20 protein-coding genes are annotated in these 24,947 nt (G+C 44.7%); 7 read left to right on the plus strand and 13 right to left on the minus strand.

The annotated features are described in order from the left end of the window. Positions 1-45 precede the first annotated feature (45 nt). From ABWT76_RS27475 to ABWT76_RS27485, 3 genes are all read left to right on the plus strand, one after another. A complete protein-coding gene (locus ABWT76_RS27475; RefSeq protein ID WP_354635260.1) occupies positions 46-4,776 on the plus strand; it encodes a CHAT domain-containing protein in 4,731 nt (1,576 codons plus the stop codon). Between the two features lie 95 nt (positions 4,777-4,871). After that, positions 4,872-7,085: a CHASE2 domain-containing protein gene (locus ABWT76_RS27480; protein WP_354636445.1), complete on the plus strand. Its 2,214-nt coding sequence runs from the start codon at positions 4,872-4,874 to the stop codon at positions 7,083-7,085. 34 nt (positions 7,086-7,119) lie between these two features. Next, the gene (locus ABWT76_RS27485; protein ID WP_054467534.1) at positions 7,120-8,367 is read left to right on the plus strand and encodes a response regulator; all 1,248 of its coding nucleotides are present in this window, start codon (positions 7,120-7,122) and stop codon (positions 8,365-8,367) included. A 341-nt stretch (positions 8,368-8,708) separates the two neighbouring features. Here the strand turns inward: ABWT76_RS27485 and ABWT76_RS27490 are convergent, their stop codons facing one another. Genes ABWT76_RS27490 through ABWT76_RS27500 form a run of 3 tightly spaced genes read right to left on the minus strand, consistent with a single transcriptional unit; the run spans position 8,709 to position 9,252 of the window. Further along, complete coding sequence (locus ABWT76_RS27490) at positions 8,709-8,924, minus strand: hypothetical protein (RefSeq protein WP_242053080.1); 216 nt, start codon at positions 8,922-8,924, stop codon at positions 8,709-8,711. Between the two features lie 42 nt (positions 8,925-8,966). Beyond that, positions 8,967-9,119 (minus strand): DUF3754 domain-containing protein, encoded by a 153-nt coding sequence (locus ABWT76_RS27495; protein ID WP_313890650.1) that lies wholly within the window; start codon positions 9,117-9,119, stop codon positions 8,967-8,969. 52 nt (positions 9,120-9,171) lie between these two features. Next, the gene (locus tag ABWT76_RS27500; protein WP_277926289.1) at positions 9,172-9,252 is read right to left on the minus strand and encodes a hypothetical protein; all 81 of its coding nucleotides are present in this window, start codon (positions 9,250-9,252) and stop codon (positions 9,172-9,174) included. 1,251 nt (positions 9,253-10,503) lie between these two features. On the opposite strand from ABWT76_RS27500, the gene ABWT76_RS27505 reads away from it, so the two are divergent. Together ABWT76_RS27505 and ABWT76_RS27510 are read left to right on the plus strand one after the other, a co-directional pair. Further along, a complete protein-coding gene (locus tag ABWT76_RS27505; RefSeq protein WP_054467638.1) occupies positions 10,504-12,387 on the plus strand; it encodes a WD40 repeat domain-containing protein in 1,884 nt (627 codons plus the stop codon). A gap of 107 nt (positions 12,388-12,494) precedes the next feature. Further along, entirely contained in the window at positions 12,495-13,274 is a 780-nt protein-coding gene (locus tag ABWT76_RS27510) for an MBL fold metallo-hydrolase (RefSeq protein WP_054467535.1), read from the plus strand. A 55-nt stretch (positions 13,275-13,329) separates the two neighbouring features. Here ABWT76_RS27510 and psaK read toward each other — a convergent pair whose 3' ends face one another. Continuing rightward, positions 13,330-13,608, minus strand: coding sequence for a photosystem I reaction center subunit PsaK (psaK, locus tag ABWT76_RS27515; protein ID WP_054467538.1), 279 nt, complete (start codon positions 13,606-13,608; stop codon positions 13,330-13,332). 141 nt (positions 13,609-13,749) lie between these two features. Between psaK and ABWT76_RS27520 the strand changes: the two genes are divergently transcribed. Next, complete coding sequence (locus ABWT76_RS27520; RefSeq protein ID WP_054467540.1) at positions 13,750-14,394, plus strand: phosphoribosylanthranilate isomerase; 645 nt, start codon at positions 13,750-13,752, stop codon at positions 14,392-14,394. 91 nt (positions 14,395-14,485) lie between these two features. Here the strand turns inward: ABWT76_RS27520 and folE are convergent, their stop codons facing one another. The 8 genes from folE to ABWT76_RS27560 all read right to left on the minus strand — a co-directional run bounded on the left by folE (position 14,486) and on the right by ABWT76_RS27560 (position 23,044). Then, positions 14,486-15,196: a GTP cyclohydrolase I FolE gene (gene folE / locus ABWT76_RS27525; protein ID WP_054467542.1), complete on the minus strand. Its 711-nt coding sequence runs from the start codon at positions 15,194-15,196 to the stop codon at positions 14,486-14,488. A 132-nt stretch (positions 15,197-15,328) separates the two neighbouring features. Next, positions 15,329-15,526 (minus strand): hypothetical protein, encoded by a 198-nt coding sequence (locus ABWT76_RS27530; RefSeq protein ID WP_156331863.1) that lies wholly within the window; start codon positions 15,524-15,526, stop codon positions 15,329-15,331. 569 nt (positions 15,527-16,095) lie between these two features. Further along, on the minus strand, positions 16,096-17,076 hold the full coding sequence (gene accA, locus ABWT76_RS27535; protein WP_054467546.1) for an acetyl-CoA carboxylase carboxyl transferase subunit alpha: 981 nt from the start codon (positions 17,074-17,076) through the stop codon (positions 16,096-16,098). A gap of 92 nt (positions 17,077-17,168) precedes the next feature. Then, positions 17,169-18,194: a long-chain acyl-[acyl-carrier-protein] reductase gene (locus tag ABWT76_RS27540; RefSeq protein ID WP_054467549.1), complete on the minus strand. Its 1,026-nt coding sequence runs from the start codon at positions 18,192-18,194 to the stop codon at positions 17,169-17,171. Between the two features lie 399 nt (positions 18,195-18,593). Further along, positions 18,594-19,295 (minus strand): aldehyde oxygenase (deformylating), encoded by a 702-nt coding sequence (locus tag ABWT76_RS27545; RefSeq protein WP_054467551.1) that lies wholly within the window; start codon positions 19,293-19,295, stop codon positions 18,594-18,596. 1,456 nt (positions 19,296-20,751) lie between these two features. After that, entirely contained in the window at positions 20,752-21,939 is a 1,188-nt protein-coding gene (locus ABWT76_RS27550) for a TRC40/GET3/ArsA family transport-energizing ATPase (RefSeq protein ID WP_054467555.1), read from the minus strand. A 48-nt stretch (positions 21,940-21,987) separates the two neighbouring features. Next, positions 21,988-22,383: a DUF2358 domain-containing protein gene (locus ABWT76_RS27555; protein ID WP_054467557.1), complete on the minus strand. Its 396-nt coding sequence runs from the start codon at positions 22,381-22,383 to the stop codon at positions 21,988-21,990. A gap of 94 nt (positions 22,384-22,477) precedes the next feature. Next, the gene (locus tag ABWT76_RS27560; RefSeq protein WP_054467559.1) at positions 22,478-23,044 is read right to left on the minus strand and encodes a type III secretion system chaperone; all 567 of its coding nucleotides are present in this window, start codon (positions 23,042-23,044) and stop codon (positions 22,478-22,480) included. A 21-nt stretch (positions 23,045-23,065) separates the two neighbouring features. Between ABWT76_RS27560 and ABWT76_RS27565 the strand changes: the two genes are divergently transcribed. Beyond that, complete coding sequence (locus tag ABWT76_RS27565) at positions 23,066-23,203, plus strand: hypothetical protein (protein WP_156331864.1); 138 nt, start codon at positions 23,066-23,068, stop codon at positions 23,201-23,203. 81 nt (positions 23,204-23,284) lie between these two features. On the opposite strand, the gene ABWT76_RS27570 is transcribed toward ABWT76_RS27565, so the two are convergent. Continuing rightward, positions 23,285-24,529 (minus strand): DUF4912 domain-containing protein, encoded by a 1,245-nt coding sequence (locus ABWT76_RS27570; RefSeq protein ID WP_054467563.1) that lies wholly within the window; start codon positions 24,527-24,529, stop codon positions 23,285-23,287. Between the last annotated feature and the right edge of the window lie 418 nt (positions 24,530-24,947).

Below are 24,947 nucleotides of genomic sequence, written 5' to 3' on the forward strand. Positions count from 1 at the left end.
AGTTTAATATATATATATTGAATAGATTTCGAGGATAAACCATATATGTCGTTACGGGTAGTCAGAAATCACGGTCTTCTCGTTGCCGCTATGGGCTTGCTTCCGGGGATGATTTGGCAGCCAGTGGTGGCTCAAACCATTGTTCCCGGTGGAGATACCGGCACTCAGGTTATCCGTAACGGCGATCGCCTCGACATCCAGGGCGGCGCCCTCTCAGGGGATGGCAGCAACTTATTTCATACCTTTGAGCAATTTAATGTCCCCACAGGAGAAACCGCTAACTTTCTCTCTGCCCCCCAAATTCAAAATATCTTAGGTCAAGTGGTCGGGGGCAATGCCTCGATCATTAACGGCATTCTCCAGGTGACAGGCAGCAATGCCAATTTATTTTTACTCAACCCAGCGGGAATTGTCTTTGGCCCGAACGCTACACTCAATGTCCCAGGGGCTTTTACCGCTACCACCGCCAACGGGGTGGGTTTTAATGGGGGCTGGTTTGGTGGCACCACTAATGATTATCAAGCCCTAGTAGGCAGTCCCAACAGCTTTATTTTTGCTACATCTGCTACATCACAGCCTGGGGTTGTGTTTAATGCCGGAAATCTGGCGGTGGGCGATCGCCAATCTCTGAATTTAATTGGTGGGATGACCGTCAATACGGGGTCACTTTCTGCCCCAGGGGGACAAATTACCATTGCCGCAGTTCCCGGAGAAACAGAAAATTTAGTCTTAGTCCGCATCAATCAATCCGGGATGCTGCTGAGTTTGGATATCTTACCGTCGGAATGGACTGAAGCGAACCAGAATCCATTCTTAAATTCATCTTTAAATCTGATTAATCCCCTGACATTACCGGAATTACTGACCGGCGGTAATGTCAGTGATGCCACTAATGTCACCATAAACCCTGATGGCACCGTTTCTCTGACGGGTTCCACAGTCCGTATTCCTACGGAAACCGGCACAACCATTGTCTCAGGTCAGGTATCCGTATCTACGGAGCAGGGTGCTGGGGGCAGTGTGACGGCGATCGGGGACAAAGTAGGGGCGATCGGCGCCCAAATTGATGCATCGGGTAGTCTGGGGGGCGGTGATGTCAGAATTGGCGGAGATTATCAGGGTAATGGGCTTTTACCCACGGCTGCCAGAACTTTTGTGAGTAATGATGCGATGATTCGGGCGGATGCGAGTTCGGGCAATGGCGGTCGGGTAATTGTTTGGGCTGATGAATTAACGGGATTTTATGGCCAAATTTCTGCCCGGGGCGGGGAGAATTTCGGCAATGGTGGCTTTGCGGAAGTTTCCGGCAAAGAAAACCTGATTTTTAATGGCTTGGTTGATTTAACTGCCCCCAATGGTATTTGGGGCACTTTGCTACTTGATCCAAAAAATATTACGATTTCCAATGCGGCAGATAGTGACCCAGAGTTGGCGAGTGATTTCGTGAATACTTTAAAGAACACTCCTGGGAGTGAAGATATTACAATTAGTGTTGCCACCCTGGAAAAACAATCAGGGGATATTGTCCTGGAAGCTACAGATAATATCACCATAGCCCCTGGAGTTTCTTTAACCTTTAACTCCGCTAGTTCGGTGACATTTACTGCCGATTCAGATAACAAAAGTGGCGGTGCTTTTTCAATGGATCCGACGCAATCCATCACTGCTTCTGGAGCCGATGTGGAAATTTCGGGAGCCCAGATTACTGTAGGAACTATTGATACATCAGGCAAAGGAACGAACTCTCCCGGGGGAGATATTACCCTGACTGCTAATGGCATCCTGAATGCTAATAGCGGAAATATTACTACGGGTCAACTGAATTCTAGTGCTACAGGTAATGCGATCGCCGGAACTATTAGCCTGACCAGCACAAATGGCGATATTACCGTTAACGCTGATGTTAAGGCTAACGAAGCTGCCGTGAATTCATCTAACACAGATCAGGGTACTAGCGGCAATATTATCCTCACAGTGAATGAGACGGGAAATATTGACATCACCAATGCGACTTTAAACTCTTCTACCAACAAGGGCACAGCGGGAACAATTGATCTAATTACCCAGGGCGGAGATATTACTACAGGTGCTTTGAATGCTGGGGCAGCGAGTGGCACCGCCGGGGATATTAATATTGATGCGGCCAGTGGATTAGTGAATATAAACGACGATGTGTCGAGCAATAATCTAACAATAAGAGGTGCAGAAATTGATTTTACTGGAGGTCCAAACTTTGTAGACAAAGGAGAAAACAAAGGAGAAAGAATTTTAACGTTAACACCATGGCCGGATAATCCAAATATTGAGATCGGATTATCCCCTGATAACACAGCGAACACACCAGCATTGGATATATCCCAAGAAGATTTAAAAGCTATAGCCAGTGGTTTTAATAAGATTATTATTGGTGACCCTGAAGTTGATCTCACAGGCACCATCACCCTAGGACTGGAAGCAACTTTTCGATCTCCCGTTCAGATTCAAGGTGGATCAACTCTAGTCCTGCAAAACCCAGAAAGCACCTGGGATCAGGACGCAGAGAATAATGGCACCGTGACTAATCCCGACGTGGATTTTTTCAAGATTGAGACGGTCGAAGGTGGCAAGAAAAATCCTGTTCCTGCTGCGGCGCCAGTCCAGGAAAGCCCGCCATTGGATCTGCAATTTGTCTTGGATCAAGATGCCAACGACTCCTCAGACACCACTGGTTCTGCCTCACCCACCCAGGTTTCTCAGGCAAAACCAGAAACAACCAACACTTCACAATCCACTGATGCTTCGGCAGCTACCCCGGTTTCAGCCCCCACACTGGAAACCGCTACAAATCCACCACTCCCGCAACCGGCAACAGAATCCATTGTGGTTTCTGAACCCACCCCTGTGAATACGACCCCAGAAATCCCAGCACCAGTCGAAGCGATCGCCCCACCAATCACCGAAGCGATCGCCCCACCAACCACCGAAGCGATCGCGCAACCAACCACCGAAGCGATCGCCCCACCAATCACCGAAGCGATCGCCCCACCAATCACCGAAGCGATCGCCCCACCAATCACCGAAGCGATCGCCCCACCAATCACCGAAGCGATCGCCCCACCAATCACCGAAGCGATCGCCCCACCAATCACCGAAGCGATCGCCCCACCAATCACCGAAGCGATCGCCCCACCAATCACCGAAGCGATCGCCCCACCAATCACCGAAGCGATCGCCCCACCAATCACCGAAGCGATCGCCCCACCAACCACCGAAGCGATCGCCCCACCAATCACCGAAGCGATCGCGCAACCAGCAACCGAAGCGATCGCGCAAATCCCATCAGAAACCGCCCCAGTTGTAGATCCGAATAATCCAGGATCTAACCTACTCAACGAAGTCAATATTCCAGAACCAACAAATGCGGCGGATTTTAGCTTTAATACTCCGTCACAAATTGATCCGATTTATCCGTTTACTCAATCTCGTGAACCTCAAATCTCTATCGATAATTCACTCAGCCTCAGTCTTCAAGCACCGAGACTGGACTTGAGCAACCGGCAAGAACTGGAACAACTGATCAACAGTGGCCAACTAGAACGAGCAGTCCAAATGGGCGATCGCCTATTTACTGAAGAATTTTGGGATTACTTACGCCCAGATATGAACCGCTCGCATCTGTCGTTTGCCTCAATGCAACTTCAGCTACAACAGATTGCCAAAACTACGGGGAATCAAACAGCGATTATCTATGTTTTTACCAGGGAAAAGCAGTTAGATTTAATTGTCGTTCCCCCGCTTGGCAAGCCCATTTATAAGAATGTGGCGATCAATTCCAAAGAATCTCTCTTGGAGCAAGTCGAGGAATTTCAAAACCAAATTACCGATCCGATTTTCCGGCAAACAACGACCTATTTACCATTAGCAAAGCAACTCTATCAACTAATTATTTCTCCCCTAGAAGAGGACTTAAAAAAATTAAACACTGATACCCTCATTTTTAGTGTCGATGCGGGTTTGCGAACCTTACCTTTGGCCGCATTAAATGATGGGGAAAAGTTTCTCATCGAAAAATATAGTCTCAGTCTGACCCCTAGTTTACACTTATTGGATGCTCGTTACCACGATATTCAGAATTCTCGCGTCTTAGCAATGGGCATCTCAGAATTTCCTGACAAAAATCCTTTACCTGCGGTGCCCGTAGAACTGCAAGCGATCGCCAAAAAGTGGTCAGTGGAAACCATTTTCGGTCAATCGGCCACTTTGGCAAATTTACGCCGATTGCGTTCCAAAGCCAACCCGAGCATCATTCACATTGCCACTCATGCCCAATTTAAATCCGGTCAACTGCACAACTCATACATCCAACTATCGGATCAGCCGCTACACTTGGATCAAATGCCAGAGTTAAACTGGAATAATCCCCCGGTAGAATTATTGGTCTTGAGTGCCTGCCGCACGGCGATCGGCGACCAAGAAACCGAGTATGGTTTTGCTGGGTTAGCAGTGCAAGCTGGTGTAAAATCAGCTTTGGCCAGTCTCTGGTATGCGAATGATGCCGCGACTTTGGGGCTAATGAGCGAATTTTACGCCCATTTGCGATCGACTCCGATCAAAGCCGAAGGGCTCCGACAAGCGCAAATTGCTATGCTTCAGGGTGAGCTATCTTTAACTGATGGTTTTTTGGTTGGCACCTTCGGACAAATAGAACTGCCACCAGCACTTAAAGAACTAGGGAATCGAAACTTAAACCATCCTTATTATTGGTCTGGATTTACCATGATCGGCAGTCCTTGGTGATTTTTTGCTTGCCCTTTGTCTACCGCAGTCCTCAGCTTGGGTTGGCTAAGTTCGATCGGGACATTTAAAATGGCTAGTCGGTAGATCATTTTTTGGTGGGCGATGCCCACTACGATGTGGGCAAAATGTGGGCAAAATTTAAACAAAAAATTCGGCGAGCCAAAAAAACATTGTTCATTGCACCCGCGATCGCCGCATTGGTGATTGGAGTGCGAATGACCGGCTTATTACAATCATTAGAATTATCAGCCCTGGATCAATTTTTTCTCTTGCGTCCGGCTGCCGAACCGGACGATCGCATTGTCATTTTGGGCGTTGACGAACAAGATTTACGTTATGTGGGAAAATGGCCAATTCCTGATGGGGTATTGGCTGAGTTACTCAAAAAAGTCAGACAGCAACAACCTAAAGCCATTGGTCTGGATATTTATCGCGATATCCCCGTACAACCGGGACATGAAAAACTGGTGCAAGTTTTTCAAACCACGCCCAATTTGATTGGAATTAGCAAAATAGTCGGCGAACAGGTTGACCAGATCCCAGCGCCTCCAGCCCTCAGCGACCGAAATCAATTCGCGGCCAACGATTTCCCTTACGATGTGGATGGCAAAGTGCGTCGGGCTTTTTTATATCTTAGTGATAAGAATGACGAGAATGTCTTTAGTTTGGGATTTCAACTCGCTTTGATGTATCTCAAAGATTTGGGCATTCACCCCAAAATGATCGATGAGCAAAAATTTAAAATTCAACTCGGTCAAGCACTCTTTACTCCTTTTCGGCGGAATGATGGAGGCTATGTTTGGGCGGCTGATGAAGGCTACCAAATTTTGCTGAATTATCGCGGCCCCCAGGGTTTTTTTCAGACAGTCTCGCTTCGGGATGTTTTAAACGATAAAATTTCGCCCACTTTAATGCGCGATCGCATTGTCATCATTGGTTCCACCGCTATCAGCGTCAAAGATGTTTTATTGACTCCTTATAGTACCAGGCTGTTTGATTCTTTACCCCACCCCATGCCCGGAGTTGAAGTCCATGCCAATGTCACCAGTCATTTTATTAGTGCGGCTTTAGACGGGCGATCGCTGTTGCAAACCTGGCCAGAAGCGATCGAGTGGATCTGGATTTTCTTCTGGTCGCTCATTGGCGCCACTGTAACTTGTCAATGGCGTTCTGACGGCAACCTGAATAAAATACTAATCGGCCAAACTAGCATCATAATTCCCATCACCTCCCTGGCTTTAATCCTCTTATGTTATATTGCATTTTTACGCAATTGGTGGATTCCCCTAGTCAGCCCCCTACTCACCCTGATCGGTTCCACCACCTTTAAAATTGGCTATACCCTGTGGGAAAACCTTCTGCTTTCTCACAAACAACTTGAAGAATATGCCCGGACTCTAGAAATCAAAGTTGAAGAACGTACCCAAGAACTAAAAGATAAAAATTATGCTCTGGAACAAACCCTGCAAAAACTTCAAGCCGCCCAAAAGCAAATCATCGCCCAAGAAAAGTTAGCCTATCTCGGTTCTCTCACCGCTGGCATTGCCCATGAGATTAGAAATCCTTTAAACTTTATTAACAATTTTGCCCAGATTTCCGGGGAACTCACGGAAGAATTAGTAGAAGAAATTAAAGCCGTATTTGAGGAAACCGAAAATGACAGCGTAGACCCAGACGAAGTGGAAAATATTTACGATATGTTGACAGATTTGAAAGACAGCGTGGCGGATATCGAAAGTCATGGCAAAAGAATTGAAACCATTATTCAGAGTATGATGATGCATACTCCCACGCAAAAAGGTCATCGAGAAATGACAAACATCAATCTGTTATTATCCGAATCCATTGAACTAGCTTACAATAGCTATTTAGCCAAAGGTAATCGCTGTGCCATCACTCTGGCAACTGACTACGATGAGGCGATCAGGGAAATCGAGGTCATCCCTCAAGATATGGCCCGGGCTTTTGTAAATATCATTAAAAATGCTTGTGATGCAGTTAGCGATCGCCAAAAAGCCCTAGGGGAAAAATTTCAGCCGATGATTTCGGTGAAAACGCGAAATCAAGATGAAGCCATAACCATCTCCATCCAAGATAATGGCATTGGCATCCCTCCAGAAATTGTTGATAAAATTTTTAACCCATTTTTTACAACCAAGCCGCCTGGAGAGGGTACGGGTCTGGGCTTATCCCTGACCTATGATACCATTGTTGGAGAACATCAAGGAGACATCAAGGTAAAAAACGATTCAGAAGCATCCACAGAGTTTATCATTGTTATACCCAAGAAAAGCTCGTCAAATCTGTAAGAAAAATTTGTAAAACCCAAAGGGGAGTATTTGGATGATTCCTAAGATTTTATTCGTAGACGATGAACCGGCTTTGTCTCGCTTAATCAAAACCAAATATAGAAGCAAAGTCAAAGCCAAAGAATTGGAATTCTTCTTTGCGGAAAATGGACTGGCGGCTTTAAATACGTTGAAAGAACAAACCATCCATATCGTCATTACTGACATTAATATGCCAGAAATGAATGGACTGGTATTACTGGATAAAATTCAATACCTGGATTTACCAGTGCAAACCATTGTCTTGTCCGCGTATGGCGATATGCAAAATATTAGATCCGCCATGAATCGGGGGGCTTTTGATTTTCTCAACAAACCCATTGACTTTGAAGATTTAGAAATCACCATTCAAAGAGCCTTAGATCATTTAAAAAAAATTCAGGAAAATCAACAAAAACTCCAACAAGCCCAAACTCAACTTATTCAAAGTGAAAAAATGTCTACTCTCGGTGAATTAGTTGCCGGAGTCGCTCACGAAATTAATAACCCAGTAGGTTTTCTCACTGGTAACATTACCATCGCTGAAGACTATTTCACCGAAATCGTCGAACTATTAAATCTCTATGAAGAGAAATTTCCGGATCCGGGGGCAGAAATCATTCACAAAATGCAAGAAATTGATCTGGATGCTATGAAAGAAGATATTCCAGAACTCATTTCATCTATGCGAGAAGGAACCGATCGCATACTTTCCTTAAGTACCTCCCTAAGAACCTTTTCGCGATCGGATATTTCCGCCAAAAGTTCCTTTAACATCCATGATGGCATTGATAGCACCCTGCGAATTTTAAAGCACCGTCTTAAAGCTAATGAATTTCGTCCCGATATTCACATCATCAAAGACTACGGAGACTTGCCAACCGTGGAATGTTATCCAGGGCAACTCAATCAAGTCTTTATGAATATTTTTGCCAATGGGATTGATGCCTTAGATCAATCAAGTATGGGTCAGTCCTATGAAGAAATCCTGGAAAATCCCAAGACAATTACCATTCGCACCGAAGTCAAGCCCGAAAATGGCACAGTGATTATCGGCATTCGAGACAATGGCTCAGGAATTCCCGAAAACGTCAAAGAGCATATCTTTGAATATTTATTTACCACCAAGCCCGTTGGCAAAGGCACTGGTTTAGGTTTGTCGATTTCTTATCAAATCATTGTGGAAAAACACTCAGGGCAAATTAGTTGTGTTTCCGAACTCGGAGAAGGCACCGAGTTCATTATCGAGATTCCGATTCAATAAATTTACGCCAGTGATATTTTTCAGTGAAATTACCAGGCATTACCTGGCGATCGCTCATAAATGTCGCTCATAAATGTCGCTCATCAATACATTGCTCAAACAAATCCAGGGAACTATTACTGAGCATCGATAAATATGTGAGCCAGCGATCGCCTAAAATGATAGGATAGATTATGAATTTAACAATCTTCTTTTGCTTCCAGAAAACTCCTGCATTTCGTGAACAGAAAAGCATTATCCCAAACATAATCAATCACAGTTTTAGCATCATCTAAGGATAATACTTGACAACATACTTGGTTGTCATAATTCAGGAGAGAAACTTCACGAATATTCTGTGGTTATTCAGTGTTTTTCATCACCTGACCGCGAATGGTTTGTAAATTTTGTAAAAAGCCTTTAATATCAAAATAAATTTTTGGATCAAATTTCTCATTCATCCATTGTTCAATGATGTCATCTAATTCTTCAGGAGTCATGGGTTCTGGATTCCTTAATAGGTGATAGTAAACCAGGATAATCTCCTTACACTCTTCTTCTTCAGCCGCATCAATCAAGGATTAAAACACCCCCACATTAATCGCTAAATTTCTAAAAAATCAAGTCTCCGTAACATTTTTTTGAAATTGAATCTGTTTATTTTTGTAGCTGTTGTACTGTTTAAACGCAAAACCCCCTAGGGTGACTAACAGAGATCCGCTGGCAATCAATGCTGGCATAATATTTTTCACGTCTTCTTTTTTAGCCTGCACATAAAGCTTTTTGGGGCAAAAATAATAAATAAAATTACCGCAACAATTAAAATTATCTCTGGTAAAATAGTATAATTAAAATACCTGCCCCAATTCCCGGAATCCCAAACAGGAGTCTATCTTTCCATGTCATGCTGATGTCCACATTAGGAAAAAAAACTCTAAATCAAAGGTATATTTTTATAGACATAAACATAATTTTTGCCGGGAATACAATTAAGCTTACTAAGTTTAATATATTTTTTTGGCATCTTTATTCTCCATCTTAAAATTTAATTAATAAAGCCAATCAAAAATATCAATTTTTTTTGAAAATTGTTTAAATAATTTATTATGATAAACATTTTTATAAATATCTCATCGAGAATAACAAACCATCTGCTGAAAATCATTAAAATTTACCGATATTTTTAGTTATATTAATGATTTTTCCGCAAAAGCTCTTTCTAAGCTATCGGCGGATAAGGGAAAATAATTGGCTCTTTTCAGTAGCTTGGTGAAATCCTGAATCAGTTCAGTTTCCATTGCCGCAAGCTGAGTGGGGTTGGGCTGGATCCGAGATTTTGTTTCAGCATCGGGATCGAAAGGAGCGTAGTTATCTTTGTTATCTTTTAAAGTTTCGAGGGTATGATGGAAATGAAAATGATAATAAGCTGATAAAATATCACCAAAGTCGCGAAAGGTACATCAGCAAGAGATAGCTTCCCATCTTCAATACATAGTTAGATTAGGTCGGTGCGCCGATAAGGAATAAACGCTTCCCGGTCTTCATAGACTGCCATATTATTTCTTAACTCCTTCCGATGACCCTCAGTAAGCGACTAAGGGCTTATCTGATATGCTGCTGACAAAACTTGGTGACATTTTTTCTGCGTTTATTCTATAATAAAATTGAACGATGATCTAGTGTATATCTAGTGTAAAATATCTTATATCTGCGAGGAAATTTAGTCTATCGTTACCGAATGATTGATTGGCATGACCCCAGTAGAAATATATGGGGTAGTCCATCGGAGTCAAGACAATACAAAAGAATGCTTTCCCAAGCTAAAACGCCTAGTGGCGCCCTTTTCCGCCCTCGGTTGGGGGGATCGCTCCGTCCCATTTGCACTCTTGTCTAATATACTAAAAAATATTCCGAGATCAATTTTGGGTTAATGATGACGATCGCCTCTCAGCTTACCTGGGATAAAAAACGACAAATAGGCCAGGTTATAATTAAACTTATATGGCCATTGTTCTATTGTTTTTTGATTTATGCTTTACTCCCATCAATTTTTTCAAAAAATTCATCACCATTCATCACCAATGGGTCAATGAATCAGCAAAATTAATCAGCAATCAGCAAAATTATTGGCGAATAAATCAGTAAGAGGACATGAATATGAATCCTAGTCGAGATAATGCGGAAAAAAAAAACCCACAGTCGAAAACATCTCTAACGCCCGAAGCATCCGGCTCAAATTTAAAACTATTGTATGGCGCCTTAATTAACACTTTCAGCGGTCATCATAGGAAAGTTACTTCTGTGGCTATTACTCCAGATAATTTGCGATCGCTTTCTGCGTCTGATGACCGTACTATTAAAGTTTGGAACCTAGCAAATGGCCGAGAAATGATGACTCTTTCTGGTCATAATGACTGGGTACGATCCGTCACCGTGACCCCCGATGGAAAACAGGCAATTACTGCATCAGATGACCGCACTATTAAAGTTTGGGATTTGACAACCGGAAGTGAACTGTTTACCCTTACAGGTCATACGGATATGATCCGAACCCTCATCGTCACACCCGATGGCAAACAGTTAATTTCTGGATCTTCTGACCATACAATTAAAATTTGGTGCTTGGCAACCGCTAAAGAAATAGATACCCTAATCGGGCACCATTCTTGGGTGCGTTCTCTGGCCATCACTGCCGATGGTAAACTTCTTATTTCTGGTTCTTTTGACAATACAATTAAAGTCTGGGATTTGAAAAAACGCAAAGAATTAAGCACTTTAACCGGCCATAAAGAAGCTGTGGTGACAGTGGCGGTGACTCCCGACGGCAAACGAGTCATTTCCGGGTCATTAGACCACACCATTAAAGTTTGGAATTGGAAAACTGAGGAAAATATTTTTACCCTGAAAGGTCATACAGAACCCGTGCGATCATTGGTGGTCAGTGCCGATGGAGAATTGTTATTTTCAGCGGGCAATGACAAAATTATTAAAATTTGGAAGCTGAAAAATGGCCAAGAAATTTTTACCCTGCAAGGTCATAGCACCATTGTGCGATCGCTGGCAATTACCTCTGATGGTCATAAACTGATTTCTAGTGCGGAAGATGGCAGCGTCAAAGTCTGGAATTTAACCAAAGATGATAAATTTTGGTCTGTTAAAGCTCATGGCGATCGCATCATGGGACTGGCCATCACACCGGATCAAAAATACCTGGTTTCCGCTTCTTTTGATAAAACTGTCAAAGTCTTAAAGCTCAAACAAGGTGAAGAAGTAGTGACTCTTAAAAGTCACACCGATAAAGTGCAAGCAGTGGCCATCATTCCTCATAAAATGCAGGCAATTTCTGGGTCACGAGATAATACCTTGAAACTCTGGGATCTACACAGTGGAAAACTGGTTAAAACCCTTTATAGCGATCCACGCCAAGGTCATGCCGCATGGATCCGCGCTGTCACCGTAACTCCCGATGGCAAACAAGCCATTTCTGGTTCCGTTGACCACAAACTTCAAGTCTGGAATTTGGCCGCTGGAGCCGAACTCAAAACCATCGCGGGTCACGCCAGCGCGGTGCAAGCGGTGGTCATCACCCCTGATGGCGATCGCGTGATTTCTGCTTCCGTAGACACAACGGTGAAAGTTTGGGATCTGGCAACGGGAGCCGAACTGTTGGAGTTAAAGGGTCATCACGGCACAGTGCGATCGCTCTGTGTCACTGCCGATGGTTCAAAAGTCATTTCTGGCTCCTCCGATTGCCATATTATTGTCTGGAATTTAGCCACTGGGGAAAAACTTTTTACCCTCAGCGGCCATACGGGACGAGTGCGGGGGTTGGCTGTCACCAGCGATAGCAAATATTTGATTTCTGCATCGGAAGATTGCACCCTCAAAGTTTGGGATTTGCCGCAGCAAAAAGAAATCGCCACCATCCGAGGCGCTGATGCTTTTTGGTGTTGCGCCCTTTCTGCGGATAGTCAAATCATTGCCGTTGGCGATTATTCAGGACAAGCCTATTGCGCTCAAATAGCTGATTTAATCAGTTAACCGGATCGGCTTGGCCTTTTCTCTCAAGCTGCCGGAAGCTGAATCAGCCCGTTTTTGTAAACTAATAATCGAAAGTAAAAGAAACCAGAGTAACTAGCTCTCATCTTATGCACCTAACTTACTTAGACAGTAATTCTTGGCTGATTGAATTCGGCGGCAAACGAATACTACTTGACCCCTGGTTAGTTGGCCCTTTGGTCTTTGGCAATGCCGGATGGTTTTTCAAAGGGGAACGCCGGACAGCCCGTCCCATTCCAGAGAATATCGACCTGATTCTCTTATCCCAGGGATTAGAAGATCATGCTCACCCAGAAACCCTGAAAAAACTCGATCGCCAAATTCCCGTAGTCGGATCTCCCAATGCGGCCAAAGTGGTGCGACAGTTGGGCTATACCCAGGTGACAGAACTAGCCCACGGCCAATCTCTGCCCCTGGGTGGGCTGGAAATTCAAGCGGTTCCCGGTTCTCCCATTGGCCCAATGCTGACCGAAAACGGTTATGTGCTCAAAGAATTAGAGAGTGGTTACACCCTGTACTATGAACCCCACGGATATCATTCTCCTACTCTGAAAGACTTGGCGCCCATTGATGTGGTGATGACACCGATCATTGATTTAGGATTACCCCTGCTAGGACCAATTCTCAAGGGAACCGAAACCGCTCTCAAGTTGGCCGAATGGGTAAAACCCCAAGTGATGCTGCCCACAGCGGCAGGGGGGGATATTGCTTTTGAGGGTTTATTAGTGTCTTTGCTGCGTGCAGAAGGGAATCTAGAAGATTTTCGCTCGATGTTAGCTCGGCACAATCTGGCGGCGCGAGTGATTTCTCCGACTCCCTGGGAACGGTTTGAAGTGCCTTTAACACCGCGAACGGCTACGGTGGCTTAAGAAAAGTAGGGTGGGCAAAAATTTGCCCACCCTACGAATAGCTACAATTGGCTGACTACAATAGACCGGCGTTACCGAGTCCTAAAATCATTCCTGCCCCCAGCAAGTGGCCAAAACTCATGGTTGCCAGTAATTCCGGGACGCCAAAGCCCGTAAATAATCCTGGTAGTCCGGGGATTGCAGGCCCTGTTCCTGCTTGTTGAATCGCTTTATATCCAATAGAAACGGCAAATAGATTGCAGAAGATCATCACGATCGCTACATTAAAAGACCATTCTGGTGTGATGACACTTGCTGCGGCGATCGGGCTGAATAATAAACTCGTGTAAAGCAAGTTCTTATCTCCTAATATTGATAAATCGTTACAACTGTAGAGGATTTTAAAAATTTTCTTTCAAAAACGCAGTAATTTGTATTAAAGATTCACAATTTTTTTAAGTTTTGCTACAAAGACCAAGAATCAAGGGAGGTGGGAATGCGAGTTAAAATATGTGGGATTACAACACCATTACAAGCAGAGGCGATCGCGAATCTGGGCGCCACCGACCTGGGTTTTATTTGCGTCCCCACATCCCCGCGCTATGTTACTCCCGATCAAATTAGGACTGTGGTGCAGCACTTATCCCGATCCATCCCCTGCATAGGGGTATTCGCAAATACCACAATCGATAAAATTTGTCAAGTATTTAGGGAGGGAAATTTAACAGCGGTGCAGCTACATAGCCATGAATCCCCAGAATTTTGTCAGCAGTTACGCGCCAGTTTGCCCACTGGGGTGGAAATTATCAAGGCTATCCGAGTGAAAAACGCCGCTGCTTTAGCTCAGGCGGAGATTTACGCAGAAGTTGTGGATACTTTGCTGCTCGATGCCTATCATCCAGGGCAACTCGGTGGCACGGGACAACCTTTAGACTGGGCTGCTTTACAACAGTTTTCCCCCAAATGTCCCTGGTTGTTGGCTGGGGGACTGACCCCGGACAATATCTTAGATGCCCTAAAACAAGTAAATCCCACTGGCATAGACCTCTCTAGTGGGGTAGAGCGATCGCCAGGGGATAAAGATTTAACCAAAGTAGCCAGACTATTTGAGCAACTTCAGCAATTATCTTTGCTCAAATAATGTGATTGGTTATTTGTGAGAAAGTTATTTGGGATTAAATAACAAAAGAATCCCTAACCAATAACCAACAACCAACAACCAACAACATTTTTTAGAAAAATGCGGGCTGGTGGCGAATCAGGTTCAGGAACTCTTCGCGAGTTTTTTGATCTTCACTGAAAATTCCCAGCATGGCACTGGTGACAGTCCAAGAACCGGGCTTTTGCACCCCGCGCATTACCATACACATGTGGCTGGCTTCCATCACCACCGCCACCCCTCGCGGTTCTAAAATTTCCTGAATCGCTTCAGCCACCTGACGATTCAGGCGTTCTTGGACTTGTAAGCGACGGGAAAACATTTCCACAATCCGCGCTAGTTTGCTCAATCCCACCACTTTTTGATTGGGAATATAAGCCACATGAGCTTTGCCCATGAAGGGTAGCATATGGTGTTCGCAGAGGCTGAAAAAATTAATATCGCGCACGAGCACCATTTCATTGTGACCTTCGTCAAAAATCGCGCCGTTGACTAATTCTTCTAAGCTCTGACTATAGCCACTGGTGAGAAAGCGCATTGATTCTGCCACCCGCTTGGGTGTTTTGAGCAAGCCTTCCCGTTGGGGATCTTCGCCCACACTCAGGAGAATATCCTTGACGGCTCCCACCATGCGCTCATAGTCTTCGTCGGTGGGGGGATGTAAATTCGGATTGCTGCCATTGGCTAAGTTGCGATCGGGTCGGGTTTGAATCCGCCGGTCTCCATTTAAACTGTCAGATAAATCAAAACGGAGATTGGAACCGTGGGAGGAAGCAATAGTCATAAGACAAATTATTGAATAATTGGACAAATTTAAACTGGAGTGATTGGTCAATGGCGATCGCTTTGAAAATTTGATTTAATTGTGAAATCGATCGCCCCCACCAATTCACTGCCATTAAAGAAACAGAAAATTTCAGCCGTTAGAAAACGGCATTTGCAGTAACAGATGGTTCGTTGTCAGCGCCCCAACCAGGACATGTCTGGTATTTTCGGTATCTCTGCTGACTAAAGCCAGATCCATCCCCCTATAGGGAGATGCGGATCTACATCGATCGCTCTCACTATTGGCGCTGGCGATCGAAACTTGCTGCTGTGGGAGAACAATGTTCATAAATAATTCCGAAATTCCGAAGTTTTTCTGGTTCATGCTGACTTAATCAATCTTGCCTGAATTGCTCAGAAGAGAAGTTGATTTTTTTCATTTTTCCATGGGGAGTAAAAGCCTTAATTTCCTTAAATACGACTGTAGTTAGTGGTGATACCAAATCCGGTTCTCCCCTAGGGGCGATTCTTCAGATGTCCCGAACCGCGAAGGCGTGAATCCACAAGCGTTTTAGAGGAAGATCCTAGGGGCGAGAAAGCGAATCGCCCGTATACAAGTGGATTTGGTATGATATATAAGAAGCATTTAAAGACTTTATTAAATATTTATTAAATCTTTATTAACCAAATTTAACCAAAAGATTACCAACCTCTGATGCCGTAAATTAAAGCAATCGAGGCTATTAATCTATTTTTAGTTTGACATTCAGTGCCAAATTACCGCCCTTAATAATTATATCATTGAACCGCCATAATTTTTGCCCGTTTTTGTTAGAGATTTAACCTTTTTTAGCTATTTGATTTGATCTGATGGGCATTTGAATAACCAATGAACATTACTCGGTCTGGATCGGTTTTTTAGGCGGAAACTTCCATAAACATCCCCATGCGACGAAACTTTTCATAACGCAATTCCCGCCGCTGTTGACTGGTCATTTGCTGAAGTTCATCTAAGTTTTCTAACAGGGCTGCTTTTAGAGTCTCAGAGGCTTTTAAGGGATGAGAATGGGCGCCGCCCACAGGTTCGGGCAAAATTTGATCGATAATGCCTAAGTTTTTTAGGTCTGATGAAGTAATTTTTAAGGCTTCAGCGGCTTGGGGGGCTTTACCGGCATCTTTCCAAAGAATAGCGGCACAGGCTTCAGGGGTGGCTACGGTGTAAACCGCATTTTCCAAGATTAATAGGCGATCGCCTACGCCAATTCCCAGGGCGCCACCGGATCCTCCTTCGCCAATCACCGTACAAATAATTGGCACATCCAGCCGAAACATTTCCCGCAGGTTATAGGCGATCGCCTCTCCTTGGCCGAGATGTTCTGCTTCTACCCCAGCCCAAGCCCCCGGAGTATCAATAAAGGTAAAAATCGGCATCCCAAAGCGATCGGCGTGTTCCATTAAGCGCATAGCCTTCCGGTAGCCCCCTGGGGAAGCCATGCCAAAATTCCGCAGCACATTATCTTTGGTATCTCGACCCTTTTGATGACCCAGAATCACTACGGGAATGCCAGCCACGCGAGCGATCCCCCCGACCAACGCCGGATCGTCACTGCCCCGGCGATCGCCGTGCAGTTCCACCCATTCATCCGTAATTCCTTGGATATAATCCAAGGTACTCGGGCGGCGGGGATGTCGAGCCAGTTGTAAGCGTTGGATCGGCGACAAGCTACTAAAAATCTCTTGCCGTAATTGATCGGCGCGGGCTTCCAACTGTTGAATTTGCTCAGAAACATCCACCCCATTTTCAGACGCTAAGTCTCTAATTTGTTGGATGCGTGCCTCTAGTTCGGCCAGGGGCTTTTCAAAATCTAAGAGAAATACTCTACGCTCGCGGGTTGACATTCGCAATTCGTCACTAATGGTTACAGGTAAAAAATCGCTTTTCTTTAAATTCAGTTAAATTTTGGTTAAGAATTCACCAAAATTTCGCCAGATTAAAAAAAGTTGAGTAACGGTTGAAATCCATGTTTTCTAGATAGAAGTCCAATTTGTTCCATCTTTTCCACGGTAATTTGGTTTCTGCCCCAAGAGAAATTGGTGTAGATTTTTTCAAACTCCAACAGCATGGATTCCGCAAAACAAGCAAATAACTGCCGAGCCGGGATATCCATATTGACAATTTGCATAATTTGCCAGTCAATATCTAGAGAATGCTCGACGATGCCGCCGTTCAGTACCGAAACCCCTGGATGTTGAATTTGACCGCCGAGGTTTTTCGGATAACCCCCATCAATCACCAAAGAAGGTTGTTTCATCTTTTCTGGGTCAATGGGAATTCCCTTGGGAAGGCTGGCAACACATACTAAAATATCCGCTTTGGGCAAGGCTTCTTCAAAGCTGGCAATTTGCCCCCGCCCTAATTCCGTCTGTAAGGCTTCTAGTCTTTCTTGGTCTCGAGCAATCAGTAACAGTTCTTGAACATCGGTACGACTGGTTAGCCAACGGCAAATCGCACTGCCAATATCCCCTGTGGCTCCCAAGATGGCGATCGTCGCCTGCGAGAGGGAAATACCTAATTTAACCGATGCCTGTTCAATTTGTTGGCAAATAATATAGGCCGTGTGCGTATTTCCCGTGGTAAATCGTTGGAACTCCAGGGTAATGTTCCGAACGTTGCGGAATTGCTCTAATTTAAAATTTTCAAAGATAATCGAGGAAAAGCCACCCAGAGCGGTAATGTTAATCCCATGTTTCTGAGCATGAGCCATCGCGTTGAGAATTTTACGCGTGGCCGCTTTGATGCGACGGTTGGCCAGCATTTCGGGCAGAAAGCACGATTCCACATACCGTCCTTCAATTTGCTGTCCAGTAATGCTTGTGACTTTAATCGTGTCTACTATCTGGGGCGGGGCTGCACACCAGAAATCAAGCCCTTGATCAGCATATTCCGGGTAGCCCAAATCTCTGGCGACAGACTGGGCGTGAGTCAAACTGGTAAGATGACCGATAAGACCAAACATGAAGCGTTTACAGTAAACCCGTAAATCGGGCAAAATGGGGTTAACAGGACAACGGTTTTTCAGCAACCTTAACAATAGTACACAAAATTCTCCTCATTAAATCCATTTTTCCGGAATCGGTATGGAAATTTTTGATGAACCAGAAATGGTAGGGCTATTTGATCGCACCGCTAATCCCCTCTAACAGGCTTTTCCCTAAGACTTTGAGCCTTTGCCATCCACTCCTGAGTAGGGAATGTGGGTGCGATCGCGCTCTCTGGGAGAGAAAGAGAGAGGCCATTGATGGCTGCTCTCCCTCGCTCGTCAATTGCCTCAATTGTCCCTGAGAGACAATCAGGGGTGTATCGATGCTTGGATCGACACTTGGATCGACACTTAGATCGATACTTAGATCGATACTTAGAAACTGCCGGTCAGTCCATAAGCGGACATCCGCATAATTTCTCCGGTCGAGAAACCAATATTGCTCAGGGCTTCGCCGTAGGCGATCATAAAGTCTTCTACCAAGGCTTCTTTTTCCATAGCCAGGGTACGAGCATCTTTAGCCACTTCGTTGAGCATTTTCCAGACTAAGGGTAGGTTCTGCTTGTTGGCTTGTTCGAGTTCGGCTTTGGATTTCTCAAAATGCGCCTTGAGCCATTTTTCGCCAAAGTTGAGATGACTGTACTCGTCTTTGACCACGCCTTCGGTGATCTTGCGGGCAAAGGGATCTGCCACGGGAATGTAGATGTTGTAGGCAGCGATCGCAAAGCACTCAATAATCAGCGATTGGATTAACAGGCAGGTGACAACTTTTCCTTCCTTTGCGGCATCCTGGAAATTTTGGTGCAGTTTGGCAAAAAACTTTTGGGCGAACTCCATGTCTGGCATAACATTGAGGTTTTTACCACAGGCTTCAAACCCTTTTTTGTGCCGGTTCTCCATTTTGGCCAAACGGATCAACTCTTCTTTGCTCTCCGTCAGCATTTCCGCCAGTTGGATGTAGTTATCATTGGCTTCTTGTTCGCCCTCGATCACAATCGCGTTAATCCGGCTGTAAGCGTCTTTATATACGTCACTATGAAAATCAATGGCTGGGCTAGAGGCCTCAAGCTGCGGCATAGGTCTATCGTCTCCTGATGATGTTCGGTATTATATTGAGTCCACCTTAGAGGTTCTAAGGTTATGGAATCAGTTGTTGTATCCACTTAAACAACTTATATGTTACTTTAACTCTCTCAACACAGAATTACATAGAATTTTTACCCAGGAGGAAAATTGCTCCTGGATAAAAAGTTGGGCAAGGGTTCAGCTTCAGCGATTTTTCTCCATCCCCCGGGGCATCCCTGAGCGATTGTCACTGGAAATTTTCCTAGGTAGAACGACCCCTAATCGATCGCGGTCATCCTAGGAAGGCTGCCCTTGTCCGGTGAAAACATAATTTTTTTATTGTACTAGGAAGCAGGCGGCGATTCCTTGGGCGTGCTTAATGATTCCCTTCGATTTCCGTCTGATCGGGCGTCAGAGTGAGCATATCTGCTTAAGAGCAATGGCTGATTCCTTGGGATTCACGGCAGCTAAGGGCTGGGGAATTGTTTGGTTCTGAATGTGATGATTTGATGACAATTTAACCTTGGTGGTGGTTGCCTAAGAAACGAAATAAGAAAACTGGGCTTTAACCGTGTCCGTTCTTATGGTGATGGTGGGAAATTCTCATCGTTCTCTGCATGGTGATGAGGCGATCGCCCTCCTTATGGCCATCTCTCTCTTTTTCTTCTATTAATATCTTTTGTTGAAGAATTTTTCTGGTAAAAAATATTGACAATTACCAATAACCCAGAAACCGGGTTTATGCATCGGCATATCACAGTTATCTTTGGGGTACACAGAAGAAACCCGGTTTCTTTGCCCTCGCTTGGCAGCGGATATTGGCAGCGGATAGATAACGGATAAAAGAATTATCTCATACAGAAAATAGAATGATCCATCCGCTGCTAACCATTATTCTCAAATAAAATAGTCAATATCCATCCGCTGCCAACTTGCCTGTATTGGTTAAAGGTTAAATAAAAACCACTTTCGACACAAAGACCACGAAGAATATCTCTTTGTGTCCTTTGTGGTGAAATTATCTCTAAAAAACCTTGACAAATTTGCCAATAAACTGATAGTATATAGTCATCAAGAATAATTCAGGTTTATTGGGGCAGGAAAAACATCCAACAAGCCCAAACGATACCTGGGACTACCCGGCCCGGAGTGGCGAAAAAAGTAAGAGCGAAAAACCCATAACCTCTCCGGGCCTGGTAAAATCCCTAACTCGTTTCAAAACTCACTTCGGGGAGCCCAGGTGAGGGGCTTCCTCTTGGGCTTTTAATCGGAGAAACCGGGTTTCTTTTCGGGATATCTGCATCTGTGGAATCCAAAAAAGAAACCCGGTTTCTTGCTTGGGAGAAAGAGAAAGCGATCGCTATTTGAAAATCAAATAACTCCAGAAACCGGGGTTCTTTTCGGGATATCTGCATCTGTAGGATACCCAACAGAAACCCGGTTTCTGTTGGGTTTATTAGCCCTCTAGTTAAACTTTCGTGGGTTGAGCAAAGCGGATTTTCAGATAATCATCATCCATTTTTGCCCCGGCAGGTTGCAAAGCTGCTAACGCTTGGGGCAATACCAAATTACGTCGATGATTGCCAATGCGTACATTCAACTCATCCCCAGTTTTACTAAGCTGAATTTGGTCTTTAGCAATTCCCGGTAAATACAATTCCAAACTGTATTGATTATTTTCTTGTACCATCCGCACCGTGTTTTCTTTATAGTAAACCTGAGCGGGGTCTTCATCGGCGTACAAGGTTTCTTTCAATCGGTCTAAAGCTTCTAACCCACACATTTCCTCCGAATACAACGGCACTTCTTTGACCGGCAACGGACGGAAATTCTCATGGATTTCTTGCTTATACTGATCTTGGTTTTCTTTCCAGCGTTGGAAAAATGGATCGGTGACGGAATTCGGAATAATTCGATTCGCGATTACCAAGTCCGTTGAGACATTGTATAAGCTCAAATAGGCATGAGCTCGCAAAGATTCTTTAATCACCATCTTTTCTGGGTTGGTGACTAAACGGACTGAGGTTTGCGTATTGTCGGTTAAAACTTTTTCTAACGCTTCAATTTGCTCATAGAATTCATAAGGTGCATCCATCACCTCATTGGTTGGCAAGGAAAAACCGGCAATGGGTTTAAAAATTGGTTCGACTAATGGTCGGAGGGCGGCGGAGATGCCCTGGAATGGCTTGTAGAACTTCCGCATATACCAACCCCCTACCTCCGGTAAACTTAATAACCGCAGGGCGGTTCCGGTGGGCGCCGAGTCAATAATCAATACATCATAAGTGCCTTCATCATAGTGGCGCTTCATCCGCACTAAGCCAAAAATCTCATCCATCCCTGGCAAAATCGCCAATTCTTCGGCTTCAATGCCATCTAAACCTCGCGCTTGTAACACTTCGGTAATATAGCGTTTGACTGCACCCCAGTTGCTTTCTAGTTCAATTAATGCATCTAGTTCAGCCCCCCAAAGGTTTGGTCGCACGAGTCTGGGGTCATGGCCGAGTTCCATGTCAAAGCTATCTGCCAAGGAGTGGGCAGGATCGGTGCTGAGTACCAGAGTCTTATAGCCCAATTCCGCACAACGTAAGCCTGTGGCTGCGGCAACGGAGGTCTTGCCTACTCCACCTTTTCCGGTCATCAGGATTAAGCGCATTGATGATTTCTTCCCCAACCTGAGAAATGTTTACATTACTTTACTTTATTAGTTTAGCGGTTTTTTACTGGCAATGAAGTGTTGTTTGAGGACATCGAGGCGAGAAATGTCCCAGTAGTCGATGTGTGAACTGATTAATCCTTCTGGGTTGAGCTTTAATTCACTCCAGCCGGGGATGGATATTCTGGGTTGCCACGGTAAAGGGGTTGTCCAATTTAATGTCCAGCGAGTTTTGATGGTGTTTTCCTGTTGGGAAATTTCATGTAATTCTAGTTGAATTTCTTTAAACCAGGTACGAATAAATCCGATCATTTGCCGGTAGCGCTCTATGCCGAGAAATTGATTCATTGGGTCTTTGAAGTAAACATTTTCGGCATAAATGCTATAAGTTTGGTCAGCGGGAAATTTTTGATAATCTTGTTTGAGTATTTCTATAATTTTCATGGTTTTTTATTCAAAAAAATTTTTTTTGCCAGCTTTTAACTGACAAATTAACCATTCAATTTAGGGCTAATATTGAATGGTTAATAGCCAGATTTTAAGGTTCTATTTCCGGCCAAAGCCGTTCGAGTTGATAACGCCATGCGGCTAAGGTTGCTTCTCGTGCTGCTGCCCCTTGGTCCATCTCGCCCATGAGTCCTTCTTGATAAAATCTTTCTAAGGTTTGTAGGGTGGTTGCTAAGGTTTGTTTTTGCATTTTTGCGGCTTTAATAATTTGCCGAATCTGAGTTTCTATTAGCTGCTGAAAACAGTCAGATAGTCCGCGATCGCCCATACTAACTAGCCGTTGAATCGCTGTGGAAAAATCTGGAACAGTTAAACTGTCTAAAGGATGCTGAAATACCCCCCAGAGGATATTCTGATGCAAGGCATAGCGAGTTTCCAGAGTCAGATCGAAGTTATCAATCATTAGTTGTTCTAAGAAGTCTTGGGCTTCGGAAAACGGGGCTATAGGAATTAATACTCTTAGCCATGAGTGGTCTTCAGATAATAATACTAATAATCTGAAATTATCTGTTTCAATTTGCCATGAATCAGGCGGGCTAATTTGAAGATTTGAGCTAAAGAGTTGTTGTAGGGTTTCGGTAATTTGTTCTGGTTTCATGCGGTTATTTTATTGGGAGTCTTGATAGTCGATTATAGTGGCGATCGCGATCGCGATCGCGATCGCCTATATTCTATATTCTATATTCTCTATTCTCTTCTCTATTGGGATTCTATATTGGGGGTCTTTGGCGTCTTTGAGGAGTATGGAATTCCTTGAAGGAATAGCAAATAAAAAGCCCCCGGCCAAATCGGGGGCAGTCGTTATGAGTTCATGGGGAACTCAACACGCAGAGCAAGATTAAGCGAGCCATTCTTCAACGGCTTCTTCTTTGGTGTTGGTGTGCCGTGAAGGAGTTTCACGGGTGAACTTCATGTGGATCGAGCGGTTTTGCTCGCCATCGGCTGCCACTGCCATGATGGGATAGTCAATCAAGCCATCTTGGAAGGACATCTGGAAGCGGAAGGTGCCGTCAGAGTTCAACTTAATCGGACGACCGCCGATGGTCACGGTGGCATCGGGTTCGGTAGCCCCGTAAACAATCAGTTCGGCGTCAGCAATCAGCCAGAACTTGCGAGGACGGATTGGCGGCATAGAAGCGGAGAAGCCCACACCAGACATCCCGACACCAGACATGGTTAGACCAGACATGGTGGGAACTGCCCACATCCCAACTCCAGAGGGGAAGACGTAGGAACTGACGGTTTCGATGGAGGGGATGGAACCGGGGACGTGAGAGCCGGGGACGTGCTGCATGGAACCAAACAGAGAACCTGCGACCCGCTGGGCTTCCACCCCTTGAGCCATGTCGAAGATTTGGTCGTAGATGGGGTTCTCGGCGTAGACCTTCTTGCTGGGGGGAACCAGAGTAAATAAGGTCTTGCTCCGCAGGTCTTCTTCCCAGTCTACGGTGATGAAGTGGTCTTCAATCCAGTCAGAAGGATAGACAGGAGGAATATGAACTTCAGCCGAACGAGCCAGAATCAGCCAGCGACCATCGGCGCAACGATAGCCAATGTCAATCACATAGTCGCGATCGCTTACGGGAATTGGCATATACCATTCGCGAGCCAATTCATCACAGGGATATTCCTGAATGCTGTGAGGGCTTTCGTATTCCAGGTTCACATCAGTGACATCGTAGATGCGGAGAGCCAGTTGTTGACCCCCTTTGCGGCGCATTTCTTGTTTATGCTCGTTGGTGACATCCCAGTAAGCATAAGCCCATTGGGGGTCACGGGGCATTAACACAATCCGGCTTTCACCATAGCCACCGGGCAGATCGCTGAGTTCTTCATCCACAGAAGCAAGAGTGCCACCAGTGCGATCGTCTTGACCTAATTCAAATTTTGCTGCTTCCACTTCTTCTTGCGCCTCCAATTGCGTATATGGATTTTGAGAAACTTTCGTTTTTTGTTTGTCTTGAATTGCTGACAGCAGTTGCGCTTTCCGCATCCGGCTGTAGCGAGAGATGCCTAATGCACTAGCAACTTTACGCAGTTGCCGCAATGTCATCTCTTCGAGCGGTGGGCGTTCTTTTGCCATTAATCTGGCCTCCGATAACTTTGATGGCTATTTGGTTGCGACTGGTTTGAACACCAAGTCAGTGCATATGAAATTGGTGCGATCGCGGCAACCCATAAAAGCCTACCTTGATCCGATCACGATCCCGTATATTTCCTAGGGGTTTTAGTAATCAACAATTCGGTGTAATGATCGACATAGAGATTGACGATATTTGACGATTTTGTCCTAATTACTAATCCATTGATTCTTAAAGAGCGATCGCATGAACTCCTGTTTTCTCATCACAGAAAATTGGTGGGAATGCAGGTAGCAATTATTTGCCTAAGCTGAAAAAATCTTTTTACCTGCAAAGGGAGCTTATCTAATTTTTTCACCATCTAATCACTTAACCCGATCAATTCCTTTCTCACCACCTGCATTCTTATCACCTCCATTT

It is taken from the genome of Planktothricoides raciborskii GIHE-MW2, assembly GCF_040564635.1.
Classification (GTDB): Bacteria; Cyanobacteriota; Cyanobacteriia; order Cyanobacteriales; family Laspinemataceae; genus Planktothricoides; species Planktothricoides raciborskii.

Coding starts and splice junctions, on each gene's coding strand:
- ABWT76_RS27560 (WP_054467559.1), bottom strand. CDS start 23,044: ATGAAACCAGAACAAATTACCGAAACCCTACAACAACTCTTTAGCTCA.
- ABWT76_RS27530 (WP_156331863.1), bottom strand. CDS start 15,526: ATGAACATTGTTCTCCCACAGCAGCAAGTTTCGATCGCCAGCGCCAAT.
- accA (WP_054467546.1), bottom strand. CDS start 17,076: ATGTCAACCCGCGAGCGTAGAGTATTTCTCTTAGATTTTGAAAAGCCC.
- ABWT76_RS27540 (WP_054467549.1), bottom strand. CDS start 18,194: ATGTTTGGTCTTATCGGTCATCTTACCAGTTTGACTCACGCCCAGTCT.
- ABWT76_RS27555 (WP_054467557.1), bottom strand. CDS start 22,383: ATGAAAATTATAGAAATACTCAAACAAGATTATCAAAAATTTCCCGCT.
- ABWT76_RS27545 (WP_054467551.1), bottom strand. CDS start 19,295: ATGCCGCAGCTTGAGGCCTCTAGCCCAGCCATTGATTTTCATAGTGAC.
- ABWT76_RS27500 (WP_277926289.1), bottom strand. CDS start 9,252: ATGACATGGAAAGATAGACTCCTGTTTGGGATTCCGGGAATTGGGGCA.
- ABWT76_RS27550 (WP_054467555.1), bottom strand. CDS start 21,939: ATGCGCTTAATCCTGATGACCGGAAAAGGTGGAGTAGGCAAGACCTCC.
- ABWT76_RS27570 (WP_054467563.1), bottom strand. CDS start 24,529: ATGGCAAAAGAACGCCCACCGCTCGAAGAGATGACATTGCGGCAACTG.
- ABWT76_RS27485 (WP_054467534.1), top strand. CDS start 7,120: ATGATTCCTAAGATTTTATTCGTAGACGATGAACCGGCTTTGTCTCGC.
- folE (WP_054467542.1), bottom strand. CDS start 15,196: ATGACTATTGCTTCCTCCCACGGTTCCAATCTCCGTTTTGATTTATCT.
- ABWT76_RS27475 (WP_354635260.1), top strand. CDS start 46: ATGTCGTTACGGGTAGTCAGAAATCACGGTCTTCTCGTTGCCGCTATG.
- ABWT76_RS27520 (WP_054467540.1), top strand. CDS start 13,750: ATGCGAGTTAAAATATGTGGGATTACAACACCATTACAAGCAGAGGCG.
- ABWT76_RS27510 (WP_054467535.1), top strand. CDS start 12,495: ATGCACCTAACTTACTTAGACAGTAATTCTTGGCTGATTGAATTCGGC.
- ABWT76_RS27505 (WP_054467638.1), top strand. CDS start 10,504: ATGAATCCTAGTCGAGATAATGCGGAAAAAAAAAACCCACAGTCGAAA.